The following is a 17234-nucleotide window of genomic DNA, read 5'->3' on the forward strand; positions in this document are numbered from 1 at the left end:
TTTCGCAGTCTCCGATAATGCTTTTTAAAATGCTTGGGATTAGACACTTTATCGCCATCGCTGGTAATCACAAGGCTACTAATTCCTAAGTCAATTCCGATGGCTTTATCTGTTACTGGTAAAGGCTTAATCGTTGGGTCATCAAATCTAATTGAAATATGCCAACGTCCAGAAGGATGTAATCTGACTGTTACTGTGCTTGGTTCACATCCGTCTGGTATTTGTCTTGACCACCGAATAGGTAAAGGTTCTGTGCATTTAGCTAAATAGATTTGTTTGTCTTTAAATTTAAAAGCAGATTTGGTAAATTCGGCACTTCCTCCCTGATGTTTTTTCTTAAAGTTAGGATACTTAGTACGACCAGCAAAGAAGTTAGTAAAAGCTGTTTGTAGGTGTCTTAACCCTTGTTGTAAAGGTACACAGCTAACTTCGTTTAAAAAGTCTAATTCTTCTTGCTTTTTCCAATCGGTCAACATTGAAGAAGTTTGAGCGTAGCCTACTCTTTCTTGCTTTTCGTACCAAGCTTGTGTTCTGAGATGGAGAGCTTTGTTGTCAACTAATCTTACACAGCCCAATGTGCGCCGCAATAGCGACTCTTGTTCGGGTGTGGGGTAAAATCGAAACGAATAGGCTTTTTCCATGTCTCACATTTTAGCATATATTTCGTAAACGATGCTCATATTTAACAGTAAAGCCGTCGTAGAACGACGGGGTTTCAGACCCAAAATTTTCGATGACGAAAAACGTTAACAATATCCACAGGTTCGGGGATAGCCTCTAGAGAAGGATAGCAGCTTTGACCGTCAATTTGCTTGACCATAGGATTGACAGGATAGACTCGATAACCCACCGCTTGCAGGAATTTGACCACCTGATAGCTGGCGCGGCTCGATTTCTCGGAATGCCCGACCACTGCGATAATTTTACTATTGCTGAAGATGGTTTTGAGCGCACCATCGTCTCCTTTAATATTCGGCATTGTCCCACCTATCTTAGAACAGAGTTTCGTTTCCCATAAAGATGAAGTGTAACCTAATTTGGCATCGACTTTTGACGGCAGCTTTAGCCACTCTGAAGAACTGGCAGCAATGTTTAACTTTTCTACAGGAAAAACAGTTATTAAAAATCCCAGTCAATCCCTCGGTATCTGTAGGAAAATTTACCCGATGGTCGCCCCTAAATCCTGTGACTTTAGTTAGCGCAAAACCTGATGAATTATCTTAGTATTATCATTCCGACTCTTAATGAGGAGTTAAGAATTGCCGCAACGTTAAAACAGATAGGTGCGGGGGTAGAAATTATTGTTGTCGATGGGGGAAGTACCGATAAAACTAGAGAAATAGCCGAACAATTGGGAGCGAAAGTAATTATTTCACCCAGAAAAGGTCGTGCATTTCAGATGAATTTAGGAGCCAAAATAGCCAAAGGAGATATTTTGTTATTTCTGCACGGAGATACTTTACTTCCCCATGAATTTCAAGAACAAATTATCGATACTTTATCCCAATCTGGGATAGTAGCGGGGGCCTTTAAATTAAAAATTGATGGAGAGGAAAAAACCCTGCGTTTAGTGGAAAAATTAGTTAATTGGCGTTCTCGCTGGCTTTCCCTTCCCTACGGAGATCAAGGAATATTTTTAAGAGCCTCAATCTTTGCCGATTTGGGTGGTTTTCCTGAGTTGCCAATTATGGAAGATTTTGAATTAATACAAAGATTGAAAAAAAGGGGTAAAATAGCCATAGTTTCTGCCGCGGTGATTACCTCGGCAAGACGTTGGCAAACATTAGGAGTTGGCAAAACTACCTTAGTTAATCAATTAGTTATTATTGGTTATTATCTAAAAATTCCGCCGCATTTGTTGAAAAGTTTTTATCGTTTATGGTAATAAATGCTTGCTGAAAAAGTATTTGAGGTCATTGTGTAATGTAGGGGCGCAACGCTTGCGCCCATAATGTGACATTGTGAACATTTTTCAGCCAATATCCAAGAGAGGCAAAGACAATTATACAATCGAAGAAACCCTACCAAAGAAGAGGTTTTCATGGCGCAAACATTAACAAAAATAATTAAAAATGCGGGGGGAGTAAGCATTACTTATTGGTAGCAGGCAGTAGCAGTCTTTTGAAAAATACAATTATATAATCGAGGAAACCATACCAAAGAAGAGGTTTTCATGGCGCAAACATTAACAAAAATAATTAAAAATGCGGGGGGGTAAGCATTGCTTATTGGTAGCGGGGGCAACTCTAGCCATCCTAACCCCTTTGCAAGCCGCCCAAGCTGTAATTATCGATTTTCAAAGCTTAGAACAAAATAACTCAGTCGCTAATAATGTCGGTTTTACCTATACCGAAGACGGTTTTACCCTAGGTAACCTGTCTACTCCTTTTCCCTTTGCATTTTTTGGCACTCAGGAATTTCGTTACCCTGGTTCTACCGCCTTATTCAATGATACGAGTGATGGAATCACCAGATTAAACCAAAATGGCGGAGGCTTATTTGACTTAAATTCTATTCAACTAACTAGCCTCCTTGGTAATAATAGTGTGACTGTCAATTTTACAGGAACAAAGGCAGATTCTAGCATCGTTACCCAATCTTTTACTACCGATGCAATTCTTAGTACCCTAGAAACTTTTACCTTTAATTCTAGCTTCACTAATTTAGTATCTGTTCAATGGATTCAGGCATCTCCGTTTCATCAGTTTGATAACATCAATGTCACTCCCAGTGCTACACCGGTTCCCGAACCTTCGGCAATTTTAGGATTATTGGGTTTAGGACTTTTGGGCATCGGTTCTCAATTCAAACAAAAACGATAAATTGACAAGTGTGGGGATGGGAAAAATCCCATCCCAACTTGAGGAAAAACGCGCTCTAGAAACCTTCCAAATTTAACTCTTAATTTGAGTAAACAAATTTTTTTAAATTCCCTGGCAATTACTCAAAAAATTTGACATCTTATAGCGGACAGGTAAAAATAAAAACTTTTCTTTGCCAAGGCACCGATCGATAGGATAATTGATCATCGGAACATCTGCTCTGAGAATATGTCTCTCGATCGCCGTCAATTTCTTTATCTTTTAGGTGCTACCCTTGGCACAGCCACTCTTGCTGGTTTTAACCCTGCCGCTTTTATCGAAAAAATTAGATTTATTCAGCCAACTCTATATAGGGTTTTCATCCCTTGTAACCCCATCCATCGCATAACACAAACCGAAGAACCGGGCTATCTTAGGTTTGGTGAGTAAAATGTATTCTAAGATACAGTCCTGCTGGCGAGGGAGTGGAAGGAACCACTCCAGACACAGAGGACACAAAGATTGATCGCTTCTATAGTAAGTTAAACTGATCACACAAAGAACTGATAGGCTTTTAGCGGCTTGAGAACAAGCTTTATCAATCTATTCATATAATTGAAAATTATCAAAAGCGCACACTGCCGGAAAGCCATTTATTTTTTACCGAAAAATTGGGTTGAAAGCCTCGCCCTTTGAGGGCGACTTTATAGGATGTATGATATTAAGAATAGGGGGCCGGGTAAGCAACCGCTTAAAAAACCCAGTCATCAACCGATGAACGCACCTTGAAAACTAGAGTTATGGGGTTCTCTAGGGGAATGCTCCTATAGGTAAAATTCTCAGCACCAAGTACCAGAGAAACCAAGTATTTTAGAGGTTTGGAACTGTATCGTAGGGGACCCCGAAAACAGGCTTCTGTAAGGTCGCGAAAGTCTGAGGAGAGAACCACCTCTGGGTGGGATTTCGCCAGGAATCTAATTCAAGTGGACTCGTTGAGCCATAAATTCACAGCAGTGATGCGAGAAGAATCCACGTCCGTAAACGGACGTGGGGTATGTCAAAATAGAAGATTCCCTAGATTATTTTTGCGGGAGGCAATCGGTGATTCTCAATTTTTCCTTAAGGATTGTAGCGGCCAAAGGCAGACTATTCTGTAAGTTTTCACTCTACAAAACCTATCGGGTGGTCAGTACCGCCCCCGTCGATGTCCTCTGGCAAAAATTAATCAATGTGGCCGATGTCTCTTGGCATCCTTTGATCGCCAAGGCTGATGTTCCCTTGGGTTTAATCGCTAAACCGGGGTTAATCTATCAAGCTGTCACCCGTCTGACTCCCATTCCTGTCCGGGTTTTCGTGGAAAATGTTCGCCCCGGGGAACTCCTCAGCCTCAGAGTTCTCGCTATCCCCGGCATGGAACAGAAAATGACCTACCAAGTGGAATCAACCCTCTGTGGTAGTTATATTTCCTATTCTGTCACTCTGCGGGGTTGGCTGTCCCCCTTTATCTGGTGGTTAAGTCGTCCCTATCTAGCCAAAGTCGCCGCCCAACTAGCCCACGCCGCCGAAGAATTAACGGTCTAAAAAAAATTCTCCCCAATTGTGCTAATAAATAATCTGCCAAGGGTCAAGATCTAAGTCACAATGGTATATGGATAGACTTAAACAAAATTTTAGTCAGCTACATTGGTACATATAGTCTACTGATATCATCCCGACGAGTTGAGCGCAACAACCTCAATCCGCCGGGATGAACTATCTCTAGAGACTTTACTGATGAAGTAAGCTCTACAGGAGGGAATTATGGGGGAATTAAACACAGCCGAACTTCTAGTTAAATGTCTAGAGAATGAAGGGGTCGAGTATATTTTTGGGCTACCCGGGGAAGAAAACCTCGATGTTTTGGAAGCCCTGAAAAACTCCTCGATCAAATTTATCACCACCCGTCACGAACAGGGCGCGGCTTTTATGGCCGATGTCTATGGACGCTTGACGGGAAAAGCGGGGGTTTGTCTCTCCACTTTAGGACCGGGGGCGACTAACCTGATGACAGGGGTAGCCGATGCTAACCTCGATGGGGCGCCCTTAGTGGCCATCACCGGCCAGGTGGGAACCGATCGGATGCACATTGAATCCCATCAATACCTGGATCTGGTGGCCATGTTCGCCCCGGTGACGAAATGGAATAAACAAATCGTGCGGCCGGGTATCACCCCAGAAGTGGTACGGAGAGCCTTTAAAACCGCCCAAAGTGAGAAACCGGGGGCAGTTCATATCGATCTTCCTGAAAATATCGCCGCTATGGCTGCCGATGGTCATCCCTTGCCCCTCGATAGTCAGGAAAAAGTTTACGCTTCCTACCGGACTTTGAACATGGCGGCCGCAGTGATTTCTAAAGCGAAAAATCCCTTGATTTTGGCGGGAAATGGGGCAATTCGCGCTAATGCTAGTGAGGCTTTAACGGAATTCGCCACGGCCTTGAATATCCCTGTGGCTAACACTTTTATGGGTAAGGGGGTGATTCCCTATACCCATCCTCTGGCTCTTTGGGCGGTAGGATTACAGCAACGGGATTTGATTAGTTGTGCCTTCGAGCGCAGTGATTTAATTATCGCTGTTGGTTACGATTTAATCGAGTATTCCCCGAAAAAATGGAATCCAGACGGTAAATTACCGATTATTCACATCGGCATGACTCCGGCGGAAATTGACAGCAGTTATGCCCCGGTGGTGGAAGTGGTGGGTGATATCACCGATTCTCTCATCGATATCCTCAAACGGGCCGATCGCCAGAATAAACCAACTCCTGTCACCGCGGGATTAAAGACGGAAATTCGGGCCGATTACGAAACCTATGCCAATGATACGGGTTTTCCGATCAAGCCACAAAAATTGATCTACGATCTGCGTCAGGTGATGGGACCGGAAGATATCGCTATTTGTGACGTGGGCGCTCATAAAATGTGGATGGCGCGCCAGTATCACTCCGATTGTCCCAATACTTGCATTATTTCTAACGGTTTCGCCGCTATGGGTATTGCTATCCCTGGTGCGATCGCCGCTAAGTTAGTTTATCCCAATAAGCGCATTGTGGCGGTGACGGGGGACGGCGGTTTTATGATGAATTGTCAGGAATTGGAGACAGCTTTGCGGGTGGGAACTCCCTTCGTCACTCTCATCTTTAATGATGGCGGTTACGGTTTAATCGAATGGAAGCAGTTAAACTATTTTGGGACATCTTCTTTTATTAAGTTTGGTAATCCCGATTTTGTTAAATTTGCCGAAAGTATGGGATTAAAAGGCTATCGGGTGGAATCTACTCAGGATTTGATCCCGACACTAGAGGAGGCTTTCCGGCAAGAGGTGCCTACGGTGATCGATGTTCCCGTCGATTACGGTGAAAATCTGCGTCTTTCCCAAAAATCGGGCGATCTAAGCTGTCAGATTTGGGAATAGAAGTTGATAGCGGCAAGCAACCCCCTCGGTAGCTTGCCGTTAACTTCTCGAAAAAAATCCCCTAACTAAATCTCAGTTAGGGGGAAGTAATTAGGTTGGCTTTGGTAACGTTAGAAAACCCAATCTAGAACAACCATTCTAGAACCGCCTCGTCTTTAGTGTTGGTATTGCGAGAGGGGGTTTCCCGGGTAAATTTCATGTGGATAGAACGATTTTGTTCACCATCGGCGGCCACGGCCATAATCGGATAATCGATTAAACCATCTTGGAAGGACATCTGATAGCGGAAAGTGCCATCGGGATTGAGTTTAATCGGACGACCACCGATAGTTACGGTGGCATCCGGTTCGGTGGCACCATAGACGATTAATTCTGCATCGGCAACTAACCAGAATTTGCGCGGACGTTGTAGGGTTTCCGAAGCACCCATACCGATACCAGAAGCAGTCATCCCGATACCGGAAGCGGTTAGTCCCGATACCGTGGGAACTGCCCACATACCAACCCCAGAGGGGAATACATAAGAACTGATCACTTCCGACATCGGTACGGAACCGGCGACGTGCTGCATGGAACCAAACAAGGAACCGGCCACCCGTAGGGCCTCGATGTCGCCGACACTCTCGAAAATTTGGTCGTAGATGGGGCTAGTTCCCGTGGTTCCGGCGCTGCTGCCGTAGCGTTTGCTGGGGGGAACGAGTTCGTAAACAGTTTTACCCACCAGTTCTTCTTCCCAGTTAACGGTGACAAAAATATCTTCAATCCAGTCGGAAGGATAGACGGGAGGAATCCGCACTAAAGGAGAACGGGCCAAAACTAACCAACGACCATCGGCACAACGATAACCGATATCGATAACATAATCTCGATCGCTGACCGGAATCGGTAAATACCATTCCCGGGCTAATTCATCACAGAGATATTCTTGGACACTGTGGGCGCCTTGGCTATTGAGATCGATATCGGTGACATCATAAAGACGCAGGGCTAACTGTTGTCCCCCTTGACGACGGAGATCTTCTTTTGATTCGTTGGGGATATCCCAGTAAGCATAGGCCCACTGAGGATCGCGAGGTAGGAGGGTGATGCGATTTTCACCGTAGCCACCGGGCAGATCTCCTAAACCATCATCCACCGAACCTAGGATATCTTCGATCGGGTTAGCTTGACCTAATTCAAATTTTGCTGCTTCCACTGGTTTTTCCTCTTTAATAATAGATTTAAAATTGCCGCTTACTCCCATAGCTTGGGTAATTGACTCGATTAATTGCGTTTTCCGCATCCGACTGTAACGAGAGATGCTGTATTGACTGGCAACTCGTCGCAGTTGCCGCAAGGTCATCTCATCTAAGGGGGGGTATTCTGGGACCATGAGTTGACACTCTCCGATTAGTTACGACGGCAAATGTTTTTGGGCATTTGCAAAAGCAGTTATCTGGGTAATCCTTCTAACTACTCATCGATTGCTTTGTGAACGAGAGATCCACTCGATGGGGATCAAGGGAATCGCTTGTTATAAATACCTATTAAACAGTAAGATTCCGATTTTGAACAAGTACCTTGTCATGATTTCTTGACAAAATCGCCAACCCCTTGATCCCCAAGAGATTTTCATGTCAGGAAGTTTTGATATTCTGTCCTGCATTGAAACTGTATTTGAGAAATTTTAGTACAAATGCTCGGACTTCCTCTCCCTGCTCCCCACTGATTACTGATTACTGATTACTGATCACTGATTTGTACTCCGATCCCGATCGCCTGTAATCTGATATTGAGACTTTTAGTTAAGGAGACTGAACCGCTTGGCTACCCGTGTGATTATTGTTCGTCATGGACAAAGCAGTTATAACGCAGAGCAGAAAATACAAGGTCGCAGTGATGGCTCGGTTTTGACGGAAAAAGGCCATCTGGACGCGGAAAAAGTAGGAAATGCCCTCAGTCAAATCGATATCGCCGCTTTTTACTGTAGTCCTCTCCAAAGAGCCAAATCTACTGCTGAGGTGATTCAGTCTCGTTTAAATAACTCTCCCGTCATTCAACCCACTTCGCAGTTACTGGAAATCGATCTGCCTATCTGGGAAAATATGGTCAAAGAGGAGGTAAAAGCTCAATACCCCCAAGAATATCGAGATTGGCACCAAAAACCTCATGAATTTAAGATGATACTGCCCGATGGTCAAGAACATTATCCCGTTCTCTCCCTCTATCAACAAGCGCAGGATTTTTGGCGGGAAATTATTCCCCAACACCAGGGTCAAACTATCCTCATTGTTGCCCATAACGGCATTAATCGCTGTTTAATCCTCAGTGCCATTGGTATTCCGGTTTCCTTATACCATTCCCTGCAACAATCTAACTGTTGCGTTAATGTTCTCAATTTTACGGGTGATTTTGGTGATCCTGTGCAGGTGGAATCCCTCAATCAAACGGCACACTTAGGGATAGCTTTACCCCCACCACGTCCTCCTTTCCAAGGTTCTAGGCTGCTGCTGGTGCGTCACGGAGAAACCCAATGGAATCGGGATAAACGTTTTCAAGGGGTGCGCGATATTCCCCTCAATGATAATGGCAAAGCTCAAGCTGAGAAAGCCGCCGAATTTCTGCGAGAAACGGCGATCGATCACGCTGTCACCAGTCCTTTATCCCGTCCCAAGGAAACTGCCCAAATTATCCTGCAATATCACCCCGATGTCACCTTAGATACCCAAGTAGATCTGACAGAAATCTGTCACGGACTTTGGGAAGGTAAATTAGAGGAGGAAATTGAAGCGAGTTTCCCCGGGATGTTAGAAGACTGGAAAAATGCCCCAGAAACCGTGCAAATGCCGGAAGGGGAGAATTTACAGGAAGTTTGGGATCGAGCGATCGCTTGTTGGCAGCAAATCGTTAAAACCTATAGTAATAGTGATAGTCCTAAGACAATTATGGTAGTAGCTCACGATGCCATTAATAAGGTGATTCTTTGTTATTTATTGGGTTTAAAACCCGCCAATTTCTGGAATATTAAACAGGGAAATGGCGCGGTTAGCGTTATCGATTATGCCAAAGGAGTTGACTCTCAACCGGTCCTGCAAGCAATTAATATTACCTCTCATCTAGGATCGGGAATACTCGATCGCACGGCAGCCGGCGCTTTATAACAGTTATCAGTTATCAGTTATCAGTTATCAGTGGGTAAGTTAACAGTTATCAGATTTGAGTTTTAAGTGAGCAGTATGGGGTGCATCTCATTTTTGTAAATCTACCAAGTTGGGATTTTTACGGGGAAACTCTCTTTTAAAATCGGACATTACTTCTGATTTTATCACTCAATCCAAGCCTTTGGGGGTTCTACCCCCCAAACCCCCCGCGCATTAGCTTTTCGGTGGGATGCTTACAGACAGCTGCTGATACATTTGTCATCATTTAAGAGTCACTAATAATTGCTGATTGTCGGTATTTCTGCTAATGTCAGATGCACCCACAGTATGTGTTAAGTGAGCAGTATCAAATAGCAAGTTTTCTGCTGTCTTTTCACTGATTACTGATCAGTGATTACCGATAACTGATAACTGATAACTGATCACTGAAAAAAGCTTCCCGCTAACTAGAAGCTAATAATTTATTTTCAATCTGTCTAACTACCGTTAGCGCCGAATAGCTGACTCCGGCAGTGCCTTCTCCCGGATGGGTGGAATCTCCCACTAACCAAAGATGGGGGATCGGAGTGCGCGTCGCTACTCCAAAAGGGCCAAAAGTGGACAGTCTTTGACCAATACCGCCGACAATGCCCTGATTTCGCCCCGTAAACCGTTCAAAAGTGCGAGGAGTAGCTGATTCGATGTGAACGATCTGATCAGGACTAAGATGGAAATAATTACCGAGACGATTGATCGCCTCTTGGGTGTATGCTGCTTTTAATTGCTGATAATTATCTGCTCCTTTTTGCCACCAAAGACTGGTATCGGTGAAGGAAGAAGCAATAATCGTCGCTTTTCCCACTGGAGCGCGGCCATCCCCTTCTTTACTCACGGAAACAAACAAAGAGTTATTTTCGCCGATTATGCCATGGTAATCGTAGAGGAATTGCAAATGGGGGGGACAATCGGGGGGAATAGCAGCGCGATCGACTCCTAAGTAAACCACAAAAGCACCGGATGCGGGGGGAAGTTTTTCGATTCTCTGGTGATAAAGACTGGGAATGGCTTCGCGATCGATTAATTGTGGTAAATTTTGGATCGGGATATTAGCGACAATCTCATCGGCCATTTCTGGATGTATTTGGCCATTTTTTTGATTTCTGACGATAATTCCCGTGGCTTTTCCCTTTTCTGTCAGTATTTTTTCCACTGTGTGGCGCATTTGCAATTTACCGCCGTATTTTTCCAAAGCTGCTACTAGGCGATCGCTTAATACCTGCATACTACCCTGAAGGTGGGATAAACCTTGGGGAGACTGAGAAACTGCTAAAGCGGTGGCGGCATAAAGTAAAGCGGTTTCATCGGCAGTAACTTGGGAATAAAGCTTTAACTGGAGATCAAGGAAGGTTTTTAGGCGTTTATCCCTCTCTAAGCCGTATAATCGCAGAGCATCGCCCACAGTCATCAAAGTAAAGGGAAAGGTAATGGCAGTATCTAAACGCAAAGCGCCGATTAATTGCCCTAAATCCCACCAGTTGCGTGGGGGTAAAACTGGATCGCGACTTTGAAAACGCCAACTTGCTTGAAAAAGTTTTTGTAATAATTGCCAAAAAGGTTCGCTGCCCGGAAATTGTTTTTGTCTTTCCTCTTGCCACTTTTGCCGATCGCGCCAGACGTTAATCGCAGTGGTTTCCCCCGGCAGAAAAACGGCACAAGCGGGATCGCAGGGGACAGAATCGGGTAAATCTATCCCTAATTCGGCAAAAATGCGCTGATGAATGCCCCCTACTTCTAATCCTGCCACTTGAGTTGCCCCCACATCAAAAGTAAAACCCCGACGGGAAAAAGTCGAGGCACAACCTCCGGGGACAAGCGCCTGATCATATACTGTGACTTGATAACCTCGACGCGCCAATAATGCCGCCGCCGTTAGTCCGCCAATCCCTGCACCAATAACGGTAATTTGCGTCATTTTCTTAATAATTATTTATATTTATTTTTATCCTAACACTGCTGTCTTTTCACTGATTACTGATTACTGTTCACTGATAACTGATAAAATTTCCCATCTCCCATGCGGTCTTAACGGTTAAACTCACCCGCCGTCAGTAACTTGGGATAATCGTGCAAAGTTTGGCCTACGCTCGGGTGCAGTGAATTGTTATGTGTTCCCTTAGGAATCCCTGTTGTGACTTATTGTCTATAGACTAAAAAGTAACATACTTTTATTATCCAAAGCATGAGTGTTAGATTACTTTTTGGTCAAAATGTCAAAAAAGTTCGTGAGCAGAAAGGCTGGTCGCAAGATCGCCTGTCTGAAGAGACAGGATTACACCGAACTTATATCAGTGGTATTGAACGAGGCGTTAGAAATCCAACAATTGAAATTGTTCAACAACTTGCTACTGCATTAGGTGTTGAGATTCAAGATTTGTTTATCGATTCTAATAAATAATTGGTATAGTAAGTGATTAATCTTTACAGGCAGCAACAATTCCAACTTTACAATTCAGCAAGAAACTATTTCATAGCAAGCCCAAATACCTTGATTGAGCTAGAAAGTTTTTTGACTAATCATATTGTGTCATTAGTTAAATCAAACCTTGCTGAAATTAAAAATGACTACAATGAAGCATCCTATCTTTATCCTTTCTGGGAAAACTATCCACCTGGAGATAGAGGTCGTCAGCCCATAATGGATCAGTACCCTTGGCTCGAAGTTGGTGAACATACAATAGGAGCTAAACTACCAAGGTTATTAGTCAATAGCTTTGATGTTAGGGATACTGGAATTCCGACAGGGGCCGATCAAAGATTTGTTATAAGTAGCAAAAATATACTGGAAGCTACCCAAGGATTTACTAATTCAGCATGGCTGTTTATAGATATTAAAAGTGTGGGACCAAGAGATGATCAAGATCATACTGTAATGAGCCATAATCAAGTCTCGGGTGATGGAACTTGGGAAAATTCTCAAGCAGGAGTTAGAAACTCGATACTACAAGCAATTGGGGCGAGAGCATCACATGATTTTCATGCAAGTATTCCACCTATTTATGTTCTGTCTGATGGAACTATTGCACCAGTTGTGATTATTGCTCTAAAGCCTGTATATCAAATGTTACAGGCCAACCATAGTAACATCAGAAATAATGGACAACCTTTGGAAAGAATTGATGTTGCCTGTATCCCTAACGGACTCTTACTAACCCAAAATCCAAATTACCTTAACACTTATAGAGGGATTTTATTTCCAGGGAAAGATGATAAATCAAAAGACCCGAGGAAATTACGAGTGCGAGTTAGTTTCTCACTATTAAAGAAAATTCACCCGTGGAGAGTAGAATCTATTCTAGTTCCCTACCCTTAAAAATTTAGTCTAAGTTGGCTCTCTTCTTTATTAATATTTTCTCTGGCTAGGCTTACATATTTGGCTTCTTTTTCTATGCCTATAAAGCTTCTTTTATTCTGAATACAAGCTATTGCAGTCGTGCCAGATCCCATAAATGGATCTAATACAGTATTTCCTTGAGCGCTATATAACCGCACAACCCTTGAGGCAAGTTCTAAAGGAAATTTTGCTTCGTGGTCATCGTTTGATCTTACACTTCTAATAAACCATACCGCTCTAGATCCCCAAGCTTTCCACTCATCTGGATTGATCTTTTTTCTGTCTATAATTTGCTGACCAGGTTTCCAAAAAATATAAAGATCTTCATACTCATCAACGGACTTAAGCGAGTTAGAAGTCCATTTGCAATTTGCCCATGCTGGATCTTTTACCCAAATTCTTCGATCATATAAGTAAAGGCCACATTCTTGTCCATAGCTTTGAAGAAATCCGCCAATAAGATGCATTCTTGTTTGAGACTCGTATTTTCCACCTCTAATGTTATTGCCGTTAAGTCTCCTATCAATTGTTTGCTCACTACAACCCAAGTAATCAGCCAATTGATAACGATTAAATTCGGGAAATTTTTCTTTTGCTTCCAGTACCATTTCTTTGGTAACTTTTGATTTCTGCATGCAAAGGTTCATCGCTTGAAATTTAGGAATTTTTTCATCTTTAAAACAACGAATATCTCCAGCATTGATTACGAGAAATCCACCGGGCTTCAAAACGGTAAAGTGATGGTTGATTACTTGGCGAAGCATTGCCTGCCAAGATTGATATGTTTCTTCTTTCTCGTATTCTTTTCCTACAAAATATGGTGGTGACCAGAAGCTCAGATCTATTGACTCAGGCGCAATCTGCTTCATCAATATTTCTGCTCGTCCGTGATGAATAGTATTGATTTCAAGAAAATCCATTACTTCAATTGCCAACTGATGTTACTCATAGTGTACATCCCGTGGTCTATATAGTCAACATATTGAGAGTTAAATCCTGTTTTTTTGAAATCTGTATAACCGGTAAATTGGAGGCTTAACAGTTTACTTGCGCCCCTAGGGTATCTAAAGCCAAAATTTTGGCACTAGAGTTAATCCCCACTTCCTCCCAAGCATTCGTCATCTCTGTGGCTGTTTTTTGGGCATTGTCGGGGTTAGTTAAAGCCAATAGGCTCGGACCTGCGCCACTAATTACCATCCCGTAAGCACCCGCGTTAATGGCGGCTTTTTTCACCTTTTCGTAACCCGGGATCAAAGATTGGCGATAGGGTTGATGCAGTTTATCCTCTAGGGCAATTCTCAGCCAATCGCCGTTACCCGTCTCCAATCCCCGCAATAATAAACCCAAGCGGGAAATATTGAAAATTGCCTCCTGACGGCTAATTTTTTCCGGTAAAACCGCCCTAGCTTTTTCCGTAGCCAGTTCAAAATCGGGAATCGCTAGGACGGGAATGAGATTTTTTTGCCAAAATACTTGACAAATAGCCCAATCTGTGCTATATCCTGCCGATAGCTGACAGTTGCCCCGCAAAGCCGGCACCACATTATCTGGATGTCCCTCCAATGCGATCGCTAATGCTTCGATTTCTCCCATAGATAAAGGATTCCCCGCGCATTGATTAGCAGCCACTAACCCACCGATAATAGCAGTGGCAGAACTACCTAAACCTCTAGCTAGAGGAACCCCTAAACCGATCTCGATGGCGATAGGGGGCGGATTCTGTCCTATTTTTTGATAAACTTGCAAAAAAGAAGTGTAGATTAAATTATCAGCACCTTGGCTAACTTTAGCTGATTCAGTTCCCTTGACACTAATTCTGACAGGGTTAGCTGTTGTTGCTGGCAGCAGGGTAAAAGTAAACTGATTATATAAGGTTAAGGCCGCTCCGAGACAATCGAAGCCGGGCCCAATATTAGCAGTGGTAGCGGGAACTGTAACCGTAAAAGTTGTCATCGTTAAGCTTTTGCCTGAACATAGCGGCGATTTACCTCCTCCCAGTTAACCACATTCCACCACTGTTTTAAATACTCAGCCCGTTGATTACGATATTTTAAGTAATAGGCGTGTTCCCAGACATCATTGCCCATAATTGGCTGTAATCCCTTCATTAGGGGGCTATCTTGGTTAGCAGTGCTGGTAATTTCCAGTTGTCCTGACTTATTTAAAACCAACCATGTCCAACCACTACCAAAAAGTTTAGTACCTGCTTGGTTGAAAGCGTTTTTAAATTCCTCGAAACTGCCAAATTTAGCGATTATTGCCGCCCCTATTTCTCCTTTTGCTTCACCACCGCCATCGGGGGACATAATCTGCCAAAACATCGTATGATTAAGATCACCGCCGCCATTATTGCGGATAGTGGTGCGAATATCGGCGGGCAAAGAGTCAAGATTTTTAATTAATTCTACTACTGTTTTTTTCTGCAATTCTGGATATTTTGCCACTGCCAGGTTGAGATTATTAACGTAGGCTGCATGGTGTTTATCGTGATGAAATTGCATCGTTTCCTTATCAATATAAGGTTCTAGGGCATCATAGCTATAGGGTAGGGCAATGAGACTATAGGGACCGGTAGCGGCAAAAGCGGCAGGGTTAAAACCGGCAAGAGTGGCTGTGCCAAGGGTAGCACCTAAAAGATCAATAAATTGACGGCGATTGAGAGACATAAGTAATAAAACAAAATTAACTTCTTGGTTAGGATAGGCACTCATGGAAGAGGGAAAGGCAAGAGGTAGTTAGATATTAGCTACATATTCTCAGAGCAGATGTTCCGATGATCAATTATCCTATCGATCGGTACTTCGGGAGACCAAAGTGGTTCTTCGGGACTTGTTATGCAAATAATTAACTAAAAATCAAATTCGCTGAAAGTGACTAGGAATAAAAGTAGCTGAAATTCATACGGGAAAGGACTTAAGGCACAAACGGGTTAATACCAAAAGATAGACAATAGAGTTAAGATTTGATAGAGTACCCAAAAACGAGAGTATTTTACTTATGATACTTGACAAATTTTTGAACCTAGAAGTAACCTCTATTCAAGGTTATCGACACCTAGAAAATATCGGGATAGTCTGACCGATCGAATCGAAAAATAAAAAAGTAATCTGTCCTCGTTGTGGGTTAGAGAGCGATAAACTACACCAAAATCATCGACATCTAGTCAAAGATTTACCGCTCTCAAGACAACCAGTGTACCTACAAGTTAATCGTCGTCAATTTAAGTGCGATAATTGTCAGAAACCCTTTAGTGAGGAGTTAGATTTTGTTGCCAGTAAATGAACCTATACGAAAAGACTAGCCGAGAATATACTCGAACAATTAAAAGCAGGAGATATTTTAAATGTTAGCCGAAGAAATGACGTAACGGAAGAAGAGATTCAAAGAATGCTAGAGGACATGACCGAAAAAATTACATATCAAGACCTATCTAAATTAAAAAGACGTGGTTTTTTTCAACTTCTGCAAGTACAGTATTATTTAGAAGATATTTTGGTATGTTCTGTGGATTTAGGAACTCAGGATAGCTTAAGGGAACATTTACGAGAACCTGTGTTGGAGGATGTTATCAATGCCTTCTAGAGATTGGCGAATTCTCCTTCAAGACATTTTAGAATCTATCACTGAAATTGAACAACGGACAAAGGGAATGACGTTTGAGGAATTTGCTAAAAATCAAACAACTGTCAAAGCGGTTCTCTAGGATTTTATCATTATTGGAGAAGCAACTAGAAATATACCAAAGGAAATTCAGTCTCGCTATCCTCTTATTCCTTGGCGTTTGATGGGAGGAATGAGAAATGTTGCAACTCACGAATATTTTCCAGTTAATTTAAGTAGGGTTTGGGCAACAATTCAAGAAGATTTACTGACTTTAGTGCCACAACTACAAGAAGTGTGAGAAAGCGAAACAGAGGCTGAATAGTTGTTTGATAAGCGAAAGCAAAAAATAAACCCCTTCAACTCTGATTAAGGGGGCATTTATAGTATTTTTAGAAGCAATTTAGCCTACTTTTGTGGTTTCTTTTTTGGTGGATTTAGAGGGTTTTAGTTTGCGCTTAAGGGTTGAAGCTGCGCTAGAGCCGAAGGTGATGATACTCAAACTGTTATTTTTTGTACTGTAGATTTTTTGGTTATTTCCTTAGGATGTCTGAACAATTGACCTTCATTTTGGTAGAAAACTTCATAATCTGGGGCCAGTTCAAGACATAACTGTTTCCATAAACTAATTCCTTCTTGTTTAAAATCCATTTCAGCTTGCTGATTAGGAAAATCTGATAAAGGTGGATAGTCTTGATTTAAAGTCTTATCGTAAGTATCCTGCCATGCGTTTAAACGTTGAATGGTTGCTTGACTTAATGGTAATTCTTCAGGAGCAATGTTATCAATTTCATCTACTCCCCAAAGTGGGTAACTTCCATAATCTGCCCAAAGTTTGATTCTGATTGCCATAACTATCATTCCTGAATA

Annotated in this window: 16 protein-coding genes and 5 pseudogenes; 12 read left to right on the plus strand and 9 right to left on the minus strand. The window is 42.7% G+C overall.

Annotation, left to right across the window (positions count from 1 at the left end):
• Together O9295_RS17435 and O9295_RS17440 are read right to left on the minus strand one after the other, a co-directional pair.
• The coding region (locus O9295_RS17435; protein WP_288034152.1) for an RNA-guided endonuclease InsQ/TnpB family protein at positions 1-641 on the minus strand (641 nt) is incomplete at its 3' end.
• Positions 642-733: 92 nt separating this feature from the next.
• Positions 734-979: pseudogene (locus O9295_RS17440) on the minus strand (CoA-binding protein); the annotation flags it as partial.
• Between the two features lie 41 nt (positions 980-1020).
• Between O9295_RS17440 and O9295_RS17445 the strand changes: the two are divergent.
• The 6 genes from O9295_RS17445 (at position 1021) to O9295_RS17470 (ending at position 6254) form a co-directional block, all read left to right on the plus strand.
• On the plus strand, positions 1021-1224 hold the full coding sequence (locus tag O9295_RS17445) for a hypothetical protein (RefSeq protein ID WP_190723468.1): 204 nt from the start codon (positions 1021-1023) through the stop codon (positions 1222-1224).
• The gene (locus O9295_RS17450; protein WP_288034158.1) at positions 1211-1885 is read left to right on the plus strand and encodes a TIGR04283 family arsenosugar biosynthesis glycosyltransferase; all 675 of its coding nucleotides are present in this window, start codon (positions 1211-1213) and stop codon (positions 1883-1885) included. Before O9295_RS17445 ends, O9295_RS17450 begins: the two co-directional genes overlap by 14 nt.
• A 319-nt stretch (positions 1886-2204) precedes the next feature.
• Positions 2205-2822 (plus strand): PEP-CTERM sorting domain-containing protein, encoded by a 618-nt coding sequence (locus O9295_RS17455; protein WP_190723464.1) that lies wholly within the window; start codon positions 2205-2207, stop codon positions 2820-2822.
• A gap of 228 nt (positions 2823-3050) precedes the next feature.
• The gene (locus tag O9295_RS17460; protein ID WP_288034162.1) at positions 3051-3251 is read left to right on the plus strand and encodes a twin-arginine translocation signal domain-containing protein; all 201 of its coding nucleotides are present in this window, start codon (positions 3051-3053) and stop codon (positions 3249-3251) included.
• Positions 3252-3902: 651 nt separating this feature from the next.
• The gene (locus O9295_RS17465) at positions 3903-4382 is read left to right on the plus strand and encodes an SRPBCC family protein (RefSeq protein WP_288034163.1); all 480 of its coding nucleotides are present in this window, start codon (positions 3903-3905) and stop codon (positions 4380-4382) included.
• Between the two features lie 219 nt (positions 4383-4601).
• On the plus strand, positions 4602-6254 hold the full coding sequence (locus tag O9295_RS17470; protein ID WP_002759883.1) for an acetolactate synthase large subunit: 1653 nt from the start codon (positions 4602-4604) through the stop codon (positions 6252-6254).
• A gap of 124 nt (positions 6255-6378) precedes the next feature.
• Here the strand turns inward: O9295_RS17470 and O9295_RS17475 are convergent, their stop codons facing one another.
• Complete coding sequence (locus O9295_RS17475; RefSeq protein ID WP_288034166.1) at positions 6379-7626, minus strand: DUF4912 domain-containing protein; 1248 nt, start codon at positions 7624-7626, stop codon at positions 6379-6381.
• 430 nt (positions 7627-8056) lie between these two features.
• Between O9295_RS17475 and O9295_RS17480 the strand changes: the two genes are divergently transcribed.
• Positions 8057-9394 (plus strand): histidine phosphatase family protein, encoded by a 1338-nt coding sequence (locus O9295_RS17480; RefSeq protein WP_288034169.1) that lies wholly within the window; start codon positions 8057-8059, stop codon positions 9392-9394.
• A gap of 442 nt (positions 9395-9836) precedes the next feature.
• Here O9295_RS17480 and crtD read toward each other — a convergent pair whose 3' ends face one another.
• On the minus strand, positions 9837-11345 hold the full coding sequence (gene crtD / locus O9295_RS17485; protein ID WP_288034171.1) for a C-3',4' desaturase CrtD: 1509 nt from the start codon (positions 11343-11345) through the stop codon (positions 9837-9839).
• A gap of 267 nt (positions 11346-11612) precedes the next feature.
• Here crtD and O9295_RS17490 point away from each other — a divergent pair, with 267 nt between their 5' ends.
• Both O9295_RS17490 and O9295_RS17495 read left to right on the plus strand, forming a co-directional pair.
• Entirely contained in the window at positions 11613-11828 is a 216-nt protein-coding gene (locus O9295_RS17490) for a helix-turn-helix domain-containing protein (RefSeq protein ID WP_147069750.1), read from the plus strand.
• A gap of 12 nt (positions 11829-11840) precedes the next feature.
• Positions 11841-12743, plus strand: coding sequence for a BglI family type II restriction endonuclease (locus O9295_RS17495; RefSeq protein WP_288034174.1), 903 nt, complete (start codon positions 11841-11843; stop codon positions 12741-12743).
• On the opposite strand, the gene O9295_RS17500 is transcribed toward O9295_RS17495, so the two are convergent.
• From O9295_RS17500 to O9295_RS17510, 3 genes are all read right to left on the minus strand, one after another.
• A complete protein-coding gene (locus tag O9295_RS17500; RefSeq protein WP_199308248.1) occupies positions 12740-13699 on the minus strand; it encodes a DNA-methyltransferase in 960 nt (319 codons plus the stop codon). The genes O9295_RS17495 and O9295_RS17500 overlap by 4 nt on opposite strands.
• Positions 13700-13799: 100 nt before the next feature.
• On the minus strand, positions 13800-14717 hold the full coding sequence (gene thrB / locus O9295_RS17505; protein WP_288034178.1) for a homoserine kinase: 918 nt from the start codon (positions 14715-14717) through the stop codon (positions 13800-13802).
• Positions 14718-14719: 2 nt separating this feature from the next.
• A complete protein-coding gene (locus O9295_RS17510; protein ID WP_288034184.1) occupies positions 14720-15430 on the minus strand; it encodes a superoxide dismutase in 711 nt (236 codons plus the stop codon).
• A gap of 331 nt (positions 15431-15761) precedes the next feature.
• Between O9295_RS17510 and O9295_RS17515 the strand changes: the two are divergent.
• From O9295_RS17515 to O9295_RS27460, 3 pseudogenes are all read left to right on the plus strand, one after another.
• Positions 15762-16215 (plus strand): annotated as a pseudogene (locus O9295_RS17515) (transposase family protein); the annotation flags it as partial.
• A pseudogene (locus O9295_RS27930) lies at positions 16203-16346 on the plus strand (nucleotidyltransferase family protein); the annotation flags it as partial. The pseudogenes O9295_RS17515 and O9295_RS27930, both read left to right, overlap by 13 nt.
• Positions 16336-16665: pseudogene (locus O9295_RS27460) on the plus strand (HepT-like ribonuclease domain-containing protein). The pseudogenes O9295_RS27930 and O9295_RS27460, both read left to right, overlap by 11 nt.
• Before the next feature lie 102 nt (positions 16666-16767).
• Here the strand turns inward: O9295_RS27460 and O9295_RS17530 are convergent.
• Positions 16768-16842: pseudogene (locus O9295_RS17530) on the minus strand (PEP-CTERM sorting domain-containing protein); the annotation flags it as partial.
• A gap of 20 nt (positions 16843-16862) precedes the next feature.
• Positions 16863-17216 carry an immunity protein CdiI family protein gene (locus tag O9295_RS17535; protein WP_043997966.1) on the minus strand — a complete coding sequence of 118 codons (354 nt, stop codon included), beginning with the start codon at positions 17214-17216 and terminating at the stop codon, positions 16863-16865.
• Positions 17217-17234: the final 18 nt, after the last annotated feature.

Source organism: Microcystis sp. LE18-22.4A (assembly GCF_027531105.1).
GTDB lineage: Bacteria > Cyanobacteriota > Cyanobacteriia > Cyanobacteriales > Microcystaceae > Microcystis > Microcystis aeruginosa.

Excerpts from the sequence above, each read along its gene's own strand:
- O9295_RS17475 (WP_288034166.1), bottom strand. The coding sequence starts at position 7,626 with ATGGTCCCAGAATACCCCCCCTTAGATGAGATGACCTTGCGGCAACTG.
- O9295_RS17450 (WP_288034158.1), top strand. The coding sequence starts at position 1,211 with ATGAATTATCTTAGTATTATCATTCCGACTCTTAATGAGGAGTTAAGA.
- O9295_RS17535 (WP_043997966.1), bottom strand. The coding sequence starts at position 17,216 with ATGGCAATCAGAATCAAACTTTGGGCAGATTATGGAAGTTACCCACTT.
- O9295_RS17445 (WP_190723468.1), top strand. The coding sequence starts at position 1,021 with ATGAAGTGTAACCTAATTTGGCATCGACTTTTGACGGCAGCTTTAGCC.
- O9295_RS17470 (WP_002759883.1), top strand. The coding sequence starts at position 4,602 with ATGGGGGAATTAAACACAGCCGAACTTCTAGTTAAATGTCTAGAGAAT.
- O9295_RS17510 (WP_288034184.1), bottom strand. The coding sequence starts at position 15,430 with ATGTCTCTCAATCGCCGTCAATTTATTGATCTTTTAGGTGCTACCCTT.
- O9295_RS17460 (WP_288034162.1), top strand. The coding sequence starts at position 3,051 with ATGTCTCTCGATCGCCGTCAATTTCTTTATCTTTTAGGTGCTACCCTT.
- thrB (WP_288034178.1), bottom strand. The coding sequence starts at position 14,717 with ATGACAACTTTTACGGTTACAGTTCCCGCTACCACTGCTAATATTGGG.
- crtD (WP_288034171.1), bottom strand. The coding sequence starts at position 11,345 with ATGACGCAAATTACCGTTATTGGTGCAGGGATTGGCGGACTAACGGCG.
- O9295_RS17455 (WP_190723464.1), top strand. The coding sequence starts at position 2,205 with ATGCGGGGGGGTAAGCATTGCTTATTGGTAGCGGGGGCAACTCTAGCC.
- O9295_RS17490 (WP_147069750.1), top strand. The coding sequence starts at position 11,613 with ATGAGTGTTAGATTACTTTTTGGTCAAAATGTCAAAAAAGTTCGTGAG.